The 16,906-nt window shown below is 72.1% G+C and carries 15 protein-coding genes; 11 read left to right on the plus strand and 4 right to left on the minus strand.

What is annotated here, in order from left to right:
• Positions 1-19 precede the first annotated feature (19 nt).
• The gene (locus tag ACGFIS_RS00790; RefSeq protein WP_392968850.1) at positions 20-502 is read right to left on the minus strand and encodes a hemerythrin domain-containing protein; all 483 of its coding nucleotides are present in this window, start codon (positions 500-502) and stop codon (positions 20-22) included.
• Between the two features lie 147 nt (positions 503-649).
• Between ACGFIS_RS00790 and ACGFIS_RS00795 the strand changes: the two genes are divergently transcribed.
• Positions 650-1,588, plus strand: a complete 939-nt coding sequence (locus tag ACGFIS_RS00795; RefSeq protein WP_392907411.1) for an ATP-binding cassette domain-containing protein — start codon at positions 650-652, stop codon at positions 1,586-1,588.
• Positions 1,585-2,334, plus strand: a complete 750-nt coding sequence (locus ACGFIS_RS00800) for an ABC transporter permease (RefSeq protein WP_392907408.1) — start codon at positions 1,585-1,587, stop codon at positions 2,332-2,334. Before ACGFIS_RS00795 ends, ACGFIS_RS00800 begins: the two co-directional genes overlap by 4 nt.
• On the opposite strand, the gene ACGFIS_RS00805 is transcribed toward ACGFIS_RS00800, so the two are convergent.
• The gene (locus ACGFIS_RS00805) at positions 2,318-5,452 is read right to left on the minus strand and encodes a BTAD domain-containing putative transcriptional regulator (protein ID WP_392968853.1); all 3,135 of its coding nucleotides are present in this window, start codon (positions 5,450-5,452) and stop codon (positions 2,318-2,320) included. The two genes, ACGFIS_RS00800 and ACGFIS_RS00805, sit on opposite strands and share 17 nt — an antisense overlap.
• 163 nt (positions 5,453-5,615) lie before the next feature.
• On the opposite strand from ACGFIS_RS00805, the gene ACGFIS_RS00810 reads away from it, so the two are divergent.
• Together ACGFIS_RS00810 and ACGFIS_RS00815 are read left to right on the plus strand one after the other, a co-directional pair.
• Positions 5,616-6,452, plus strand: coding sequence for an alpha/beta fold hydrolase (locus ACGFIS_RS00810; RefSeq protein WP_392968856.1), 837 nt, complete (start codon positions 5,616-5,618; stop codon positions 6,450-6,452).
• Complete coding sequence (locus tag ACGFIS_RS00815) at positions 6,445-7,011, plus strand: TetR/AcrR family transcriptional regulator (protein ID WP_392968859.1); 567 nt, start codon at positions 6,445-6,447, stop codon at positions 7,009-7,011. Before ACGFIS_RS00810 ends, ACGFIS_RS00815 begins: the two co-directional genes overlap by 8 nt.
• On the opposite strand, the gene ACGFIS_RS00820 is transcribed toward ACGFIS_RS00815, so the two are convergent.
• Positions 7,012-7,629 (minus strand): TetR/AcrR family transcriptional regulator, encoded by a 618-nt coding sequence (locus tag ACGFIS_RS00820; RefSeq protein WP_392968862.1) that lies wholly within the window; start codon positions 7,627-7,629, stop codon positions 7,012-7,014.
• Between the two features lie 14 nt (positions 7,630-7,643).
• Positions 7,644-8,987, minus strand: a complete 1,344-nt coding sequence (gene hpnE / locus ACGFIS_RS00825) for a hydroxysqualene dehydroxylase HpnE (protein WP_392907391.1) — start codon at positions 8,985-8,987, stop codon at positions 7,644-7,646.
• Positions 8,988-9,324: 337 nt separating this feature from the next.
• Here hpnE and ACGFIS_RS00830 point away from each other — a divergent pair, with 337 nt between their 5' ends.
• The 7 genes from ACGFIS_RS00830 to ACGFIS_RS00860 are packed head-to-tail and all read left to right on the plus strand — an operon-like array spanning position 9,325 to position 16,834.
• Positions 9,325-10,242 carry a transporter substrate-binding domain-containing protein gene (locus ACGFIS_RS00830; protein ID WP_392907387.1) on the plus strand — a complete coding sequence of 306 codons (918 nt, stop codon included), beginning with the start codon at positions 9,325-9,327 and terminating at the stop codon, positions 10,240-10,242.
• A complete protein-coding gene (locus ACGFIS_RS00835) occupies positions 10,239-11,159 on the plus strand; it encodes an amino acid ABC transporter permease (protein WP_392907384.1) in 921 nt (306 codons plus the stop codon). Before ACGFIS_RS00830 ends, ACGFIS_RS00835 begins: the two co-directional genes overlap by 4 nt.
• Complete coding sequence (locus ACGFIS_RS00840) at positions 11,156-12,070, plus strand: amino acid ABC transporter ATP-binding protein (protein WP_392968865.1); 915 nt, start codon at positions 11,156-11,158, stop codon at positions 12,068-12,070. The genes ACGFIS_RS00835 and ACGFIS_RS00840 overlap by 4 nt, the downstream gene beginning before the upstream one ends.
• Positions 12,039-13,190 carry a CapA family protein gene (locus tag ACGFIS_RS00845; RefSeq protein WP_392907378.1) on the plus strand — a complete coding sequence of 384 codons (1,152 nt, stop codon included), beginning with the start codon at positions 12,039-12,041 and terminating at the stop codon, positions 13,188-13,190. The genes ACGFIS_RS00840 and ACGFIS_RS00845 overlap by 32 nt, the downstream gene beginning before the upstream one ends.
• 46 nt (positions 13,191-13,236) lie before the next feature.
• Complete coding sequence (locus ACGFIS_RS00850) at positions 13,237-14,493, plus strand: CaiB/BaiF CoA transferase family protein (RefSeq protein ID WP_392968868.1); 1,257 nt, start codon at positions 13,237-13,239, stop codon at positions 14,491-14,493.
• Positions 14,490-15,563 (plus strand): 2-hydroxyacyl-CoA dehydratase subunit D, encoded by a 1,074-nt coding sequence (locus ACGFIS_RS00855; protein ID WP_392907372.1) that lies wholly within the window; start codon positions 14,490-14,492, stop codon positions 15,561-15,563. Before ACGFIS_RS00850 ends, ACGFIS_RS00855 begins: the two co-directional genes overlap by 4 nt.
• Positions 15,560-16,834: a 2-hydroxyacyl-CoA dehydratase gene (locus ACGFIS_RS00860; RefSeq protein ID WP_392968871.1), complete on the plus strand. Its 1,275-nt coding sequence runs from the start codon at positions 15,560-15,562 to the stop codon at positions 16,832-16,834. The genes ACGFIS_RS00855 and ACGFIS_RS00860 overlap by 4 nt, the downstream gene beginning before the upstream one ends.
• The last annotated feature ends 72 nt before the right edge of the window (positions 16,835-16,906 follow it).

Consider the following 16,906-nt stretch of genomic DNA (forward strand, 5'->3'; position numbering starts at 1 on the left):
ATGTGGTTTCCGCTGGTGCTCAGGTGCGTGCTCTCAGGCACACCCACCCCTCCGGAAGCTCTCCGGAGCCGAGGAAGGAGCGCAGCCGCCCGGCCGCCGGCTCCGGCACGATCCGGTCCACCTCCGCGTAGAGGACCTTCTCCTCCTTCAGGTTGTGGTGAAGGAGCTGGACGGACAGCCGGCGGCAGAGCGTGAGCGCCGCACCGGTGTCCGGCTCGTCTTCCAGCGCTGCGAGCGTCCGCCACATCTGGGCGTGTTCGCGCAGCATGACGAGCACCGGGGCCGTCAGCCCCGCCCCGTACAGGGCAGGGAAAAGGAACTCCTCTTCGATGTAGATGTGGCGGCGGAGGGCACGGATCGCGCGCGTCAGCGGGCGCCGGTCCCGGCCCTCGGACGAGGGTTCGGCGGTGAAGGCCCCGATCCCGTCGTCGATCTCGCGATGTTCCCGTTCAAGGGCCGCCGCCAGCGACTCGATCCCCATCTCCGCCACCTCGATACGCACCAGGAGGGCCCTCGAAGACCCTGCGGCGGCCATATTAATACAACTGACACTGTGAAAAATAGCCGGGCGTGGAGGCCGCGGCCGTGTCAGCGGCCGTGTCAGCGGTGTGACAGGGGGGGTGACAGGCCCGGCGGTGATCGTGGAGCCATGAAGAATTCGGCGATTGCGGTCTCAGGGCTGCGCAAGGCGTTCGGCGACAAGGTCGTGCTCGACGGCATCGACTTCGATGTCGCCTCGGGCTCGGTCTTCTCCCTGCTCGGCCCGAACGGGTCGGGGAAGACGACGACGGTGAACGTGCTGACCACGTTGATGAAGGCCGACGGCGGGACGGTGCGCATCGCCGGCCATGACGTCGCGACCGAGGCCAGGGCGGTGCGCGCGGCGATCGGCGTCACCGGCCAGTTCGCGGCGGTGGACGAACTGCTGACGGGGCAGGAGAACCTGCAGCTGATGGCGGACCTGAACCGGGCGTCCTCCGGCGGCGGCAGGCGGATCGTCACGGAGCTGCTGGAGCGCTTCGACCTGGTGGAGTCGGCGCGGAAGCCCGCGTCGACCTATTCCGGGGGGATGCGCCGGAAACTGGACCTGGCGATGACGCTCGTCGGCAGCCCGCGGATCATCTTCCTGGACGAGCCGACGACGGGCCTGGACCCGCGCAGCCGCCGCACCATGTGGTCGATCATCCGCGACCTGGTGGCCGACGGCGCGACCGTCTTCCTCACCACCCAGTACCTGGAGGAGGCCGATCAGCTCGCCGACCGGATCGCGGTCCTCGACCAGGGCCGGCTGGTCGCCCAGGGCACTCCCGGCGACCTCAAGCGCCAGGTCCCCGGGACGCACGTCCGGCTCCGGTTCACGACCGTCTCCCTGCTCGACGGGGCCGCCCGCCTGTTCCCCGGCTCCACGCGCGACGACGAGGCACTGACCCTGCGGGTCCCCAGCGACGCCGGGACGAAATCGCTCCGTGCCCTGCTGGACAGGCTCGATGACCACTCACTCGGCGCCGAGGAGTTCTCCGTTCACACACCGGACCTCGACGACGTCTTCCTCGCCCTGACGGGCCGCACCACGGAGGCAGCGAAATGAGCACCACGTCCCATTCGATGGTGATGTTGCGCCGCAACTTCAAACACATCGCCCGCAACCCGACCTCGGTGTTCAACGCGGTCCTGATGCCGATCATCATCCTGCTGATGTTCGTGTACATGATGGGAGACGCCTTCGACGTCGGCGTCGACTACATCGACTACGTGACGCCGGGACTGATCCTGCTGGCCGTCTGCTACGGGCTGGGAGCCACCGCGACGTCCGTGAACTCCGACATGACGAAGGGCATCATCAACCGCTTCAAGGTCATGGACGTCTCCCGGGGTGCGGTGCTGACCGGGCACGTCGTCGCCGGCCTGCTGACCAACCTGATCGCCATCGCGGCCCTCGTCGGGGTGGCCTTCCTGCTGGGATTCGACCCGTCGGCGAGTCTCCTCGACTGGCTCGGCGTCGCCGGCATCGTCGTGCTGCTCGGTCTCGCGGCCGGCTGGTTCACGGTCGCCCTGGGATTGTTCGCGAAGTCTCCGGAGACGGCCGGCATGGCGTCCGTGCCGCTGGTCATGCTGCCGTTCTTCAGCAGCGCGATCGTGCCGGCGGAGACGATGGGGCCGGGCCTGCGGCAGTTCGCCGAGTACCAGCCCTTCACGCCGATCATCGAGACCGTCCGCGGCCTCCTCGCCGGAGCACCGGACACCGGCGACGCGATCACCGCCGTCGCCTGGTGCGTCGGCATCGGTCTCGCCGGCTACCTGTGGGCGCGTTCCACGTTCACGAAGCGAGCGTGACCGCGACCAGCTGATCCCAGCCGGTCTCCGTCCCCTCCCGAGCCGCCTCGGCGAACCCCGCGTCGCCGAGGCGGCTCCGCGCCGCCCGCTCGATGCGGGCGGTGTCCGGGAGGCAGCGGTCCGGCAGCCCGCGCACGGCGGTGCTCGCCGCGAGCAGCCGCGCCGCCTGCTCGGGCCGGTCGCGGCGCAGGGCCAGATCGGCGACCCCGACGAGTATTTGCGCGATCAGGGGTGCGTGCCATGTCTCGGCCACCGCCCGGCAGGCCGCGGCGTGGTGCTCCCGGGCCTCGTCGAGGTCGTCGGCGAGGAGGCCCCGCAGGTTGTGCAGCATCGCGCGGACGGTCGCCCGCTCCGCCTTGTCGCCCAGCATGGCCGTCGCGACATCGAGGTGCCGGTGAGCCTCCCCGGCGTCACCGGCCCAGCGGGCCAGTCCCGCTTTCGAGATGGCCAGCTCCGCCAGCGCGTCCGGCCAGGTGACCCGCTCCGCACACCGTTCCGCCTCGGCCATCGCGGCCGCGGCGGCGTCCTCGTCGCCCAGCAGCCGGTACAGCTGCGCCTGTCGTGCCCGCATCGGGATGACGTCCTCGATGGCGCCGACCTCGGTCACGACCCCGGCCGCCTGCTCGTAGTACTCGCACGCGGCGGCGAACTCGCCGCGCGTGGCGATGCGGTCCGCCAGCTCGGAGAGGGCGAAGGAGATCCCGAACCTTTCGCCGAGCGCCCGGAACTCGGTGAGCGCCGTCTCCAGGTCCGTGTCCGCCTCCCGCCCGGCGTGGCCGAGCGTGACCCGCGACTTGCCGAGGTGCAGCCGGGCGAGCGCGCGAACCCAGGCGTCCTCGTGGTCCAGCAGCGGTTCCCACGCGGACAGGGACGCGTCCGGCTCCCGCAGCATGCGTTCCAGCGGGACGACCAGGGCCGGCACAGGGTGGCGGGACCGGCTGAGCCGGGCGAACCGGTACGCCTTGCGGACCCACTCCGCGACCTGCTCCTGGTCGGCGGACGCCCCGGCGCTGGCGAACGGCACGGCGAGCCCGTACACGACGGCCCGGATCTCGTCGGTCACCTCGCCAGGTGTCTGCGTGGCCGCGATGATCAGCTCGATGCCCTCGGCCCGGTGCCCGCTGAGCCACCAGTACCAGCCGGCGCCGGCCGCGAGCCGCATCGCCGCCTGCGCCTCGCCGGCCGCGAGCGCACCGCGCATCGCGGAACCGATGTTGTCGTGATCGGCATCGAGCGCGGCGAGCCATGTCATCTGCTCGGCGCGGCGGAGCCGCGGTTCCGCGGTCTCGGCGAGCTCGGTGAAGTAGGCGAGATGCGCGCGGCGCGCCAGGTCCGACTCCCGCGCCTCCGCGAGCCGGTGCGCGGCGTACTCCTTGACCGTGCCGAGCATCCGGTAGCGCGGCGCTCCGCCGCCCTCGGCGACCAGCAGCGACTTCTCGGTCAGCGCGGTGAGCAGTTCGAGGACCTCCTCCCGCTCGACCGCGTCGCCGCCGCAGACCCGCTCGGCCGCTTCCAGGCTCGCCCCGCCCGCGAACACCGACAGCCTGCGCAGGACGGTCCGTTCGGCGTCGGTCAGCAGCTCCCAGCTCCAGTCGACCACCGCGCGCAGCGTCCTGTGCCGCGGCAGCGCGGTACGGCTGCCGCCGGTCAGCAGGCGGAACCGGTCGTCGAGCCGGTTGGCGAGCTGGTCGAGGGACATGGTGCGCAACCTGGCCGCGGCCAGTTCGATCGCCAGCGGCATCCCGTCCAGCGCCCGGCAGACGCGCACCATCGTCGACAGCGTGCGGGCGTCGGCCGCGAGGTCCTTGCGCACGGCGCTCGCCCGGTCCCGCAGCAGCCGGACGGCCGGCGCGGACTCGATCTCGCCGGGACCGGCGTCCCCCGCCGGCAGGGCCAGCGGCTCGACCAGCCACAGCACCTCTCCGGTGATGCCGAGCGGTTCTCTGCTCGTCGCCATGATCCGCAGCCGCCGGCACTCCCCGAGCAGCCGATGGGCGAGTGCCGCCGCCGACTCGATCACATGCTCGCAGTTGTCCAGGATCAGCAGCGCCTCACGGTCGCGGATCGCGGCGATGAGCCGGTCCGCCGGCTCCATGTTCGGCGCCTCGCCGAGCAGCGCGTCCCGGAGGCCGATCCCGGCGATCGTCGCCTGCACCACGTCGCCGTCCGCGCCGATGGCGGCGAGTTCCACCAGCCATGCCCCGTCCGGCAGGTCGCCGAGCAGCGTGCGCGCGGTTTCGGTGGCGAGCCTGGTCTTGCCCGAGCCGCCCGGCCCGATCAGGGTGGTGAGCCGGTGCCCGGCGACGAGGCCGGCGACCGCGGCGACATCGGCGTCCTTGCCGACGAAGCTGGTCAGCTCGGCCCGCAGATTGGTCTTCCGGTTCTCCTTCCGGCGTCCTGTTCCGCCCCGCAGCAGCGCGACGTGCAACGCGGCCAGCTCCGGTGAGGGGTCGGCGCCCAGCGCGTCGGCCAGGGCTTCTCTCGTGCGCTGGTACACGAGCAGCGCCTCGGTGTCGCGGCCGGTCGCGGCGAGGGCGCGCATCAGCGCGGCGACGAGCCGTTCCCGCACCGGGTGCGCGGCCACCAGGTCGGTCAGCTCCGTGACGATCTCCGCACCGCGCCCGAGGGCGATCTCCGCGTCCGCCCGCTCCTCCGCGGCGGTCAGGCGCAACCCCTCGAGCCGGGCGACCGCGGCGTCGAACGCGGCGCTGTCCTGCAGGCCGACGTCCTGCATGGCCGCGCCGCGCCACAGTCCGAGGGCCTCGCGCAGCGACCGCACCCGCCGGTGACCGTCCTCGGTGCGGGCCCGGCCCGCGATGAGGAGCCGTTCGAAGCGCACGGCGTCGACGGCGTCGGGCTCGACCGTCAACCGGTAGCCGTCCGTCCGCCCCTCGATCACTCCGTCCGGCAGTGCCTTCCGCAGCCGGGAAACCAGGCGCTGCAGGGCGTTCGCCGCATCGGCGGGCGGGTGCTCTCCCCAGATCCAGTCGATGAGCGACGCCTTCGGCACCACCTGGCCGGGCCTGAGCGCAAGGGCGATCAGCAGCCCGCGCAGCCGCGCGCCCGGTACGTCGGCCAAGCCGCCGCCGTCCGTGCGGACCTCGAGTGGACCCAGCATCCCGACCTGCACCCGCCGATCCTGCCATGGGCGTCCGGCGGACATACAACCGCGGCCGCGCCGCGCGACCCGCCCGACCGGACGTGCCGCCGACCTCCCGTTGACGGGGTTGGCTAATAAGATTAGCTTGTAGCTAACTGAATTAGCCAGCTTGGGGGATGTCATGACCGAGTACCTTGCCGTCGACGGCGGCACGATCGCTTACGAGGTGGCGGGGTCGGGCCCGCTGATCGTCCTCGCGCACGGCATGGGCGACAGCCGCGCCGCCTACCATGCGGTGATCCCGCCGCTGGTGTCGGCGGGCCATCGGGTCGCCGCGGTCGATCTCCGCGGTTTCGGCGAGTCCAGCGTCGGCTGGCCGGCCTGGAGCCGCACCGCCATCGCCGGCGACCTGCTCGCCGTCATCCGCCACCTGGGCGGCCCGGCGGTGCTCGTCGGCCACTCGGTCTCCGGCGGCGCCGCCACCATCGCCGCGGCGCAGGAACCCTCGCTGATCACCGCGGTCGTCGAGTTGGCGCCGTTCACCCGCAAGCAGTCGATGCGCCTCGGCGACCTCCGGGTGAAGCGCTTCCGGCAGGGCATGCTGCGGCTGCTCGGTACGGCCGCGTTCGGCAGCGTGCCGCTCTGGCGCTCCTACCTCGACGTGGCCTACCCCGGCGTGAAGCCGGCCGGCTGGGCCGAGCGGCTCGGCCGCATCGACTCCATGCTGCGCGAGCCGGGCCGGATGAAGGCCATGCAGGGCATGGGCCGCAGCGCCCCGACCGACGCCGGCGCGCAACTCGGCAACGTCCGCTCCCCGGTCCTGGTCGTGATGGGCACGCTCGACCCCGACTGGGCCGACCCGCACGCCGAGGGGTCGGCGGTCGTCGACGCCCTGCCGTCCGGCCTCGGCCGCCTTGAGATGATCGAGGGCGCCGGGCACTACCCGCACGACCAGTTCCCCGACCAGGTGGTTTCGCTCATCCTCGCCTTCCTCCGATCGGACGCCGTCCGTGCCTAGGGTCGGCCTGGACCCGGCGGCCGTGGTCGCGGCCGGTGCCGCCCTCGCCGACGAGGTGGGCTTCGCCAACCTGACGATGGGTTCGCTGGCCCAGCGGCTGGGCGTGCGCACCCCTTCCCTGTACAAGCACGTGGGCGGCCAGGAAGACCTCAACCGGCGCATCGCGGCCCTGGCACTGAGCGAGGCCGCCGACGCCGTCGGCGGCGCGGTCCAGGGTTACGCAGGCCGCGACGCCCTGGCCGCCGCGGCGCGCGCCTTCCGCGCCTTCGTCGTGGAGCACCCCGGCCGGTACGCGGCGACGATCGGCGTGGAACCGTCCGGCCCGGACGATCCGCTGGCCACCGCGGGTCAGCGGCTGCTCGGCGCGTTCACGGCGGTCCTGCGCGGCTACGAGATCCGGGAATCCGACGCGGACCACGCCCTCCGCACGCTCCGCAGCCTCTGCCACGGCTTCGCCACGCTGCAGGCGGCCAACGGCTTCCAGTGGAGCGCCGACATCGACGACAGCTTCGAATGGCTGATCGACTTCGCGGACCGGGCCCTGCGCGCCGAACCGTGATCAGGTCCGGCCGGCGGGGAGGGCGTGGCCGTGGCCCGGGCTCGGGGGGAGGCTGAGTTGGGCGGCCATGTGGGCGCATTGGGCGAGGATGCGGTCGGCGGGGTAGGTCTGGGGGTCCTGGAGGTGGAGGCGGAGGAGTTCGTCGCCGACGAGGTGGAGGAGGTGGACGGTCAGGGACGGGTCCGGGCCGGTGGGGACGGGGTGGTCGGGGGTGGTGAGCATTTCGATGATGCGGGCCCGGCCGAGGGCGCGGCCCTGGTCGATGCGTTCGTAGAGTTCCGGGGGGCCGCCTTCGGAGGGCATGAGGAACATGCGCCAGGCGGCGGGGTCGGCGTCGGCGGCGCTGATGAGGCCCTGCAGGGCGGCGGTGAACGGGTCGCGGCCGGCCGGCGGGGTCTCGGCGATGACCGTGAGGAGGCCGGCCATGGCGCGTTCGGCTTCGCGGTCGATGAGCGCGGTGAGGAGGCCGGGGAGGTCGGTGAACTGGTGGTAGACCAGGGTTCGGGTGATGCCGGCGGCTTCCGCGACGCGGGTGATCGTGACGGCGGCGAAGCCCTCGGTGTCGACGATCGTGCGGGTCGCGTCGAGGATCTGGTCCCGCCGCCGGTCGGCGCTCATTCTTGCCATGGTGGTCAGCCGACCATACGCAGGGCTTCGATCGCACGTGAGGCGCTCTGTGCGGCGCCCTCCATGGTGGTGGGCCAGTCGTTGCGGGTCCAGTCCCCGGCGAGGGCGAGGCCTTCGACGGCGGTGCGCTGATCGGGGCGGATGGTGCCGGTGCCGGGGCGTGAGGAGAACGTGGCCTTCCGCCACGGGACGACGTGGGCGTGGACGACGTCGGCGTCCTCGGCCAGGGGGTAGATGGCGCGCAGCGACGCCATGCACCGCTCGACGACCTCGGGGGCCCGGAGCTTGATGAGGTCGTAGGACGCGCAGGTGGTCAGCGCGTAGAGGTGTCCCGCCGTGCTCGGTCTCCCGTGCATGCGCGTCCGGTCGAACACCCAGTGGACGTCGCCGTCCAGCAGGGTCTCCCACGGGTGGGAGGTCCCGATGGGGCGGTCGAGGTAGAGGTTGACCGACATGATCGGGATCGGGACGAGCCTGCGGGTCGCGGCGGCGATCTCCTCGGCGCCGGGGACGAGGTCGAGCAGGCCGCCGACGTCCCAGGCCGGGACGGCGACGATCACGGCGTCGGCCGGGATCAGCTCGCCGTCGGCCGTCGTCACGCCGCGCACCTTCCGGCCGTCCACCTCGACCCGTGCGGCCTTGGCCCGCAACCGGACCTCGACGCCCTTCTCCGCGAAGACCTTCTCGGCTCCGGTGAGGTAGAGGGTGCGCAGGTCGACGGTCGGGTATCCGATGCTCAGGGCGCGGCGTCCAAGGCGCGGGATCTTCTTGTTGCCCGTTCGCAGCGCGGAGGCCAGCGCGTGCGCGGACGCCAGGTGCGGGAGTTCGTTGAGGACGCCCAAGGCCGCCGGGCGCCACAGCATCCGGCGCAGCGCCGGGGGCATGCCGATCCGGTCGAGCCACTGCTCGACCGTGATCTCGTCGAGTTCGTCGCCGGGGCGGGCGGAGGCCGCGAGCATCCGCAGGTGCGGAAGTGCGCTCGCCGCGACGTCGCGGAACCCGATCCCGGGTACGCGGCCCGTCACGAGCCTGAGCACGTCGCGGGCGCGGACCCCGAGGGTCGCCGCGGTGCCGTCGGCCGCCCTGACCCCGAACGTGTCGGGGAACTCGACGAACTGACGAGTGCCCACCGAGCGGAGGTATCGCAGGAGGTGGTCGTACGACCCGGCGATGACGTGCTGCCCGTTGTCGACCATCTCGCCGCCGGCCTCCGCCAGCGGGAAACCGATCGTCCGCCCGCCGAGGCGCCCCTTGCGCTCCAGCAGCGTCACCTGGTCGCCGGCTTCGGCCAGCCACACCGCGGACGCCAGCCCGGCCAGCCCGCCACCGATCACCACGACCCTGCGCACGGCCCACCTCCCACTAAGTTACGTGCCGTAAGTTTCAGTCCGTAACTTGGCTGCGTCAAGGCCCGGTCGCTGATCGGACCGGGAGCGGATCCATCCGTCGCGCCCCTGCTCGGGGAGGTCGCGATCGATCATTCATGACGCTTGTCATGACGATCGGAATGATCTTGTTGGTTAGAGTTCACGCCCGAGGCGGCGGCAGCACCTTGTGGCTGACCATGGACGATCTCTCTTGATCAGGCGAATTTAGCTCTTGACGCGCCCCAGGTGGCCGTTGAAGATAGTCACAATTCATGTCGCCCGACATGAGATATGAAGGCAACAGTGCCGGGAGGCCGCTGTGACCAGAATCTCAGGCCGTCCACTGTCCGCCCTGGTGATGACGGCGGTCGCGTCACTCGTGGTGACGCTGAGCGGATGCGGTTCCGAGGCGGAGCCGGACACCGAGAAGCTCCCCGCCGGAGCGGTCCCGGCCCTGCACCAGAAGCTCCCCGACTCGATGAAGAAGTCCGGAGTGATCCGGTTCGCCGGCGACCCGCACCCGCCGTACCGCATCGTCGGAGCCGACGGGAAGATCACGACGGGGCTCGACCTCGACGTGCAGGCGGCACTGGGCCGGGTGCTGGGCGTCCGCACCGAGATCGTGGCCGTCAGCGGCCTCGCCGCGTCGCTCGGCGGGATGCTCGCGGGCCGCCACGACATCTTCAACGGCCCGGTCCAGGACACCGCCGAGCGGGAGAAGCAGTTCGACGCCGTGGTCTGGATGACCACCGGGACCTCCTACCTGATCCCGGCCGGTTCGGGGCAGGCGGTGAAGGGCGCCGCGGACCTGTGCGGCAAACGCGTGGCGATCGTGGCGGGCAGCGTCGTCGAGAACCACATGAAGGGCCTGGACGATCACTGCCGCAAGCTCGGCAAGGGAGCGCTGACCCCCGTGGGACTCGCCGACACCAACAGCACCCTGCTGGCCGTCAAGGCCGGACGCGCGGACGCCGCCGGGATGACGCAGAACGCCGCTCTCTACGCCATGCGCCAGGAGAAGAACACCTACGGGATCGTGACCCAGACGGAGGAGCAGGGGGCCGGCACCGCCCAGCTCGCGCTGCTCGCCGCCAAGCGCGACAAGCTCGGCCCGGTGGTCCTCGACGCGTTCCGCGAGCTGTTCCGCACCGGCGAGTACCAGAAGATCATGAAGAAGTGGGGGATGGAGCAGGTGATGGTCCCCGAGCCCAAGATGAACGTCGCCTCCGGCGCATGAGCGTGGCGAAGATCAAGGGCTTGAGAGCGGGCGCCGCCACGTTGGCGCGGCCCGCCGGGGCGCCCCGGCCCACCGGACCGCCCACCGGGGACGACGACGCGGCCCGCGCGCGCTCGCGGATCAGGCCGGGCCGCTGGGTGGCGGGCGCGGTGTTCGCGGTCCTCGCCGCGCAACTGGCCGTGTTCCTGGTGCGCAATCCCGCGTTCGAATGGGGCGTCGTCGCCGAGCACCTGTTCAAGCCTTCGGTGCTGCGCGGACTGGCCATGTCCGTGCTGCTGGCCGTGGTCGCGATGCTCGCCGGCTCGCTGCTGGGGGTGTGCCTCGCCGTCGCCGCGCTGAGCGGCTTCGCTCCGGCGCGCTGGATCTCGGCCGCCTACATCACCCTGTTCCGAGGCGTCCCGCCGCTGGTGCAACTGCTGTTCTGGTTCAACCTCGCCTACCTGCTGCCGGAGATCTCGATCGGGATCCCGTTCGGGCCGACCTTCGCGCAGTGGCCGACCAACGACGTCATCACCTCGCTCACCGCCGCGATGGTCGCCCTGTCCCTGCACGAGGCCGGCTACATGTCGGAGATCATCCGCGGTGGGCTGCTCAGCGTCCCGCCGGGCCAGCGGGACGCGGCCCGGTCGGTCGGCTTCACCTCGGCCCAGGCGTTCCTGCGGATCACCCTTCCGCAGGCCATGCGGTTCATCATCCCGCCGTCAGGCAGCCAGTTCATCACCGTGCTCAAAGGCAGTTCGCTGGTCAGCGTCATCGCGATGTCGGATCTGCTGCATTCGGTCCAGGCCATCTACAGCCGCACCTACCAGGTGATCCCGCTGCTGCTGGTGGCCTGCTTCTGGTACCTGGTCGTGGTCACCGTCCTGTCGGTGGGTCAGCGGCACCTGGAGCGGTACTTCGCGAGGGGGATCGGATGAGCGCGACCAGCGCGACAGGCGGACCGGGCACCGCGGCGCCGGCGGGCGCGTCGTCGCCGCCGGTCCTGCGGATACGCGACGTGCGCAAGGTGTTCGGGTCGCACCAGGCCCTGGCCGGCGTCGACCTGGACGTGGCGGACGGCGAGGTCGTCGTGGTCATCGGGCCGTCCGGCTCGGGCAAGTCCACGCTGGTGCGCTGCGTGGACATGCTGGAGCCGATCGACGGCGGGTCGGTCTACCTGGACGGAGAACTGCTGGGCTACAAGCGGCGCGGCGATCGCCTGCACCCGCTGCCCGAGTCCAAACGGGCCGTCCAGCGCCGCCGGATGGGCATGGTGTTCCAGCAGTTCAACCTGTTCCCCCACTTCACCGTCCTGCGCAACATCACCGAGGGCCCGACGCGGGTGCACGGCCAGACGCGGGAGGAGGCCGAGCGGCGCGCGCGGAACCTGCTGGAGCGGGTGGGGCTCGCCGACAAGGCGCAGTCCTATCCGCAGCAGCTGTCCGGAGGCCAGCAGCAGAGGGTCGCGATCTCCCGGGCGCTCGCCCCCCGTCCCCGGATCCTGCTGTTCGACGAGCCGACCAGCGCGCTGGACCCCGAACTCGTCGACGAGGTCCTGGCGGTGATCAAGGAGCTGGCCAAGGCCGGGATGACGATGGTCGTCGTCACCCACGAGATGGCGTTCGCGCGCGAGGTCGCCGACCGGTGCGTCTTCATGGACGCGGGCCGGATCGTCGAGCAGGGCACCCCGGAGGAGATCTTCGCCCGGCCGCGCTCGGAACGGCTCCGCTCCTTCCTTTCGCGCATCTCCGAGCAGCACCCCGAGCAGGACCCCGAGCAGGGCCCCGCGCGGTCCGCCGAGAAGGGAGGCGACGCCGATGACGCAGGTGACACTGATGGCGGTCGGTGATCTGATCCTGGACGAGCCCGAGCCCGCCTGGTACCTGGAACCGGCTCGCCCGGCACTGGCCCGGGCACAGTTCGTGGTCGGGCACGTCGAGGTTCCGCACACCGACACCACCACCCGGCAGAGCACCGACGTCCCGGCCGAACCGGCCGATCCGCGGGCGTTGAAGGCCCTGGCCGGTGCGGGTTTCGGGGTGGTGACGCTCGCGGGCAACCACATCTTCGACTGCGGTGACGACGGCGTCCTCGACACCGTCCGCCACGCCGAGGCGGCAGGGCTCACGCCCGTCGGCGCGGGCCCGAACCTGGAGGAGGCGAGGAGACCCGCCATCGTCGAGAGGGACGGCCTGCGCATCGGATTCCTCAGCTACAACTGCGTGGGCCCCCGCGAGTCATGGGCGACCTCCGCGAAACCGGGATGCGCCTACGTCCACGTCCTGACCCATTACGAACTGGACCACGCCAGTCCTGGCGGCCCTCCCAAGATCTACACCTTCGCCGATCCGGACGGGCTGGACGCCATGGCCGCCGACATCGCCGCCTTGCGCGAGCGGGCCGACGCCGTCTGCGTGTCGTTCCACAAGGGAGTGGGCCACACCCCGGCCAAGGTGGAGCACTACGAACGGCAGGTCGCCAGGGCCGCGATCGACGCGGGGGCCGATGCGGTGTTCGGCCACCACGCCCACATCATGCGCGGCATCGAGGTCTACCGGGGGCGTCCGATCTACCACGGGCTGGGCAACTTCGTCACCGTCACCCGCGCCCTCGATCCCGGGAACGCCGACAGTCCCGAACGGCAGGCGTGGGCCCGGCGCCGCGTCGAGCTCTACGGGTTCGCTCCCGATCCGGCCATGCCGTTCTACCCGTTCCACCCCGAGAGCAGGAACACCGCGATCGCCGTATGCCGGTTCGGCCCGGACGGGGCTCTGGCCGAGGCCGGGTTCGTCCCGTGCTGGATCGACGACGGGGGACGCCCGGTCCCCGCCGGTGAGACCGGTGATCCCGGGAGGGCCGAGCGGGTGGCCGGCTACATCCGCGACATCAGCGAACGCGCCGGATTCGGCACGGAGTTCGTCCGGCGCGGCGACGAAGTGATCATCGAGGCCGTCGGGGGGAGATCATGAGCCAGGTAGGGAATCCGATCCGGCCGTGCGCGGGACGGGGTGCCCGGTGACCGGCGGCTCACCGGCCGGGCGCCCTCTCGCGGGACGGGTCGTCCTCGACCTGACCACCGCGCTGGCGGGCCCGTACGCGACGCTGCTGCTGGCCGGCCTGGGCGCCCGGGTGATCAAGATCGAGAATCCGGCGACGGGCGGCGACTCCTCCCGGGGCAACGCGCCCTACCTGGGCCGGGACGGGTTGAGCCTGGCCCGCCGGCACGACGACGACCTGTCGGTCTCCCATCTGCTGCGGGGGCGCGGCAAGGAGAGCGTGACACTCGACCTCAAGCATCCGGGGGCGCGTCCCGTCTTCGCCGACCTGGTGCGGCGCGCCGACATCCTGGTGGAGAACTTCAGCCCCGGCGTCACCGGCCGCCTCGGCATCGGCTTCGAGGACGTGCACGCGCTCAACGCCCGGCTCGTGTACACCTCCATCAGCGGCTTCGGAGGCCAGGGCGGCGGGCCGGGGACGGGCAAGGCGATGGACGCGATCATCCAGGCGCTGAGCGGGGTGATGACGACCGCGGGAGCCCAGGGCGACGGCCCCGTCCGGTTCGGGCTGCCGATCGGCGACCTGCTCGCTCCGCTGTACGCGGTCATCGGCACGCTGACGGCCGTCATCCAGGCCGACGCCACCGGCGTGGGCCAGCACGTGGACGTGTCCATGCTGGGGGCGCTCACGTCCCTGGTGGCCTGCGAGCCGTTCGACGTCTACGAGGCGGTGGGGCTGGAACAGCGCACCGGGGCGACGGTGCCGAGACTCGCCCCGTTCGGGGTGTTCGAGGCCGAGGACGGCTGGGTCGCGCTGTGCGCCCCCACCGACCGCTTCGCCGAGGGCGTGTTCGCGGCCATGGGCGTCCCGGACGAGCAATGGCGGCGCCGCTTCGGGGACCGGGACTCCCGCGTCGCCCGGGCGGGGGAGCTGCACGGCCTCATCGCCGACTGGGCCAGGCGGCGTCCGCTGGCCGAGGTCGTGGAGCGGCTGAGCGGGCACGGTGTGCCCGCCGCCGAGGTGCGCGATCCCGTCCAGGCCGTGCGGGACCCCACGGTGCGGGCGCGGGAGGAGGTCGTCCCCGTCCGGCATCCCCGCTACCCCGACGCGGTCGAGCTGTCGGGGACCGGCCTGCCGATCCGCTTCTCGGACGCCGACGCCGGGCTGCGCGAGCCGCCGCCCTACCTCGGCGAGCACAACCTGACCGTCCTGCGGGACCTGCTCGGCTATGACGACGTCCGCATCGCGGACCTGACCGGGGACGCGGTCATATGAGCGCGCTGGACGCCCTCACCGCCCGCTACGGCGACCGGCTCGCCGCGGCGCGCTCGGCCTGGACCGTCGGGTACGTGGGCGCGGACACCCCCGTCGAGCTGATCACGGCCGCCGGTGCGCTGCCGGTGCGGCTCTTCGGCGATCCGGGCGCGAGCACGGACGACGGGGACCGCTACCTCGGCCGGGGGGTGGACCCGTCCGCGCGTTCCGTGCTCACCCGGATCCTCGCCGGGGTCTGGGACGGGCTCGACGCCCTGGTCGTCTCGCGTGACCGTGAGGCGTCGCTGCGGCTCTTCTACGCCCTGCGCGAGCTGCGCAGAACCGAACCCGAGCGTGCGCTGCCGCCCGTCCATCTGGCGGACGTCCTGCATCTGCCGCACCGGACCACCACCGCCTACAACCTGGTGCGGCTGCGGGAGTTCCGCGACCGGCTGTCGTCGTGGACCGGACGCCCGGTCACCGATGAGGCCCTCGCCGCGGCGATCGGCGCGCACGACGAGAACCGGCGGCTGCTGGCCGAGGCCGCCGGGCTGCGGCGGCGCGTGCCCGCGCGGCTGACCGGCACCGAATGGCTGGCCGTCGTGGGCGCGGGCACCGTCATGCCCGCCGAGGAGTACTCCGGGCTTCTCAAGCAGCTGCTCGCCGAGGCCGGCGCGCTCCCCGGACATCGGGGCACCCGGGTCTTCCTGACCGGCAGCGGGCACGACACCCCGCACGTCCACAGGCTGCTGGAGTCGTCCGGATTCCTCGTCGTGGGCGAGGACCACGATTGGGGTGACCTGCTCTTCGAGCGTACGGCCGGAGTCCCGACCCTGGAGGCGCTGGCCGAGCGCTACCAGCACAACGGCCCCTCCGCCCCCCGCGCCTCGATCCGGGCCCGTGCCGCGCACACGGCGCGGGCCGTCCGCCGCTGCCGCGCCGACCTGCTGGTCTCCTACGCGCGCGCCCAGGACGACGCGCCCGCGTGGGACTTCGCCGCCCAGCGGGACGCGGCGGGCGTCCCGGCCGTCCTGATCGACCACCAGCCCTACGGCGAGATCGACCTGTCCCCCATGGAGGAGTACCGGTGACCGGTGACCGGCCGGCTTCGGCGCTGGAGGCGTCGCGCCACCAGCGCGAGTGGTTCCGGCGGCTGCACGCGGAGGCGGGGGAGGGGCGCCCGCTGGCCCTGGTGAACGCCGACGCCCCCCAGGAGATCTTCCGCACGATGGGCATCCCGTACGTGGTGAACCAGTGGTGGGCCTCGATCGTGGCGGCCAAGCAGCAGACCGGCCGCTACCTGGCCCTGCTGCGCGAACACGGCTACCCCGACGACACCGAGCAGTACAGCGCGACCTCGCTGGCCTCCCTGTTCGACGACGACCCGGAATCGGCGCCCTGGGGCGGGCTGCCGCGTCCCACGATCGTGCTCGGCGAGACCACCGGCGACACCTCCCGCAAGGTGTTCGACGTCTGGGACCGGCAACCCGGCATCACCTACTACCCCCTGGAGATCGCGGCGGAGAACCTGGTGCCGCCCTCCTGGTGGGAGCTGATGCCCTACCAGTGGGAGCAGGCCATCGGCACCGCCCGGGTGGACCTGATGACCGCCGAGCTGCAGGGCCTGATCCGCTTCCTGGAGACCACCACCGGGCTCACCTTCAGCGAGACCAGGTTCCGTGAGGTCATGGCGCTCATCAACGAGCAGGAGGAGTGGAACCGCCGAACCCGGGACCTCGTCGCCCGCGCCCGTCCCACACCGTTGCGGGTGGCCGACGGCATCCCCAGCGTGATGATCCCGCAGTGGCATCGCGGAACCGAATGGGCCCGGGACGCAGCGCGGCGCTTCCACGACGAGGTGCGCGAGCGCGTCGAGTCCGGGCACGCCGTGTGCCCGGACGAGCGGGCCAGGCTGATGTGGATCGGACGCGGGCTGTGGTTCGACATGGACTTCTACCGGTCCTTCGAGGAACGCCATGGCGCCGTGTTCGTCTGGTCGATGTACCTCGCCATCGCCGCCGACGGCTACATCCGGTACGGCGACGACCCGCTGCGCGCCCTGGCCGCCCGGTTCGCCGCCTTCACCGACCAGCTCTACACACCCCCGTGGTCATCCGAGTGGTACGTCAAGGAGGCCCGCCTGCACGGCGTCCACGGGGTCGTCCATCTGATCGAGGACGACGCCCGCGGCGGCTACTTCACCACCCAGGCCCTGCGCCGCGCCGGCATTCCCGTCATCGAGATCCACACCGGCAACGTCGACACCCGCACCTACGACGGCGCCGCCATCACCCGCCGGATCGAGGACTGGCTGGAGTCGGCCGTCCTGCCGGAGGCGGAACGAACACGGGCCCCGCGATGACCGACCCGGAAAACGACGCCGCCGGGCACGCGGCCGCGAAGCCGCCGATCCCGATGCGGTCGATTACTGCGG

The sequence above is a fragment of the Spirillospora sp. NPDC048824 genome (assembly GCF_043198455.1).
In the GTDB taxonomy this organism is placed as follows: Bacteria; Actinomycetota; Actinomycetes; order Streptosporangiales; family Streptosporangiaceae; genus Spirillospora.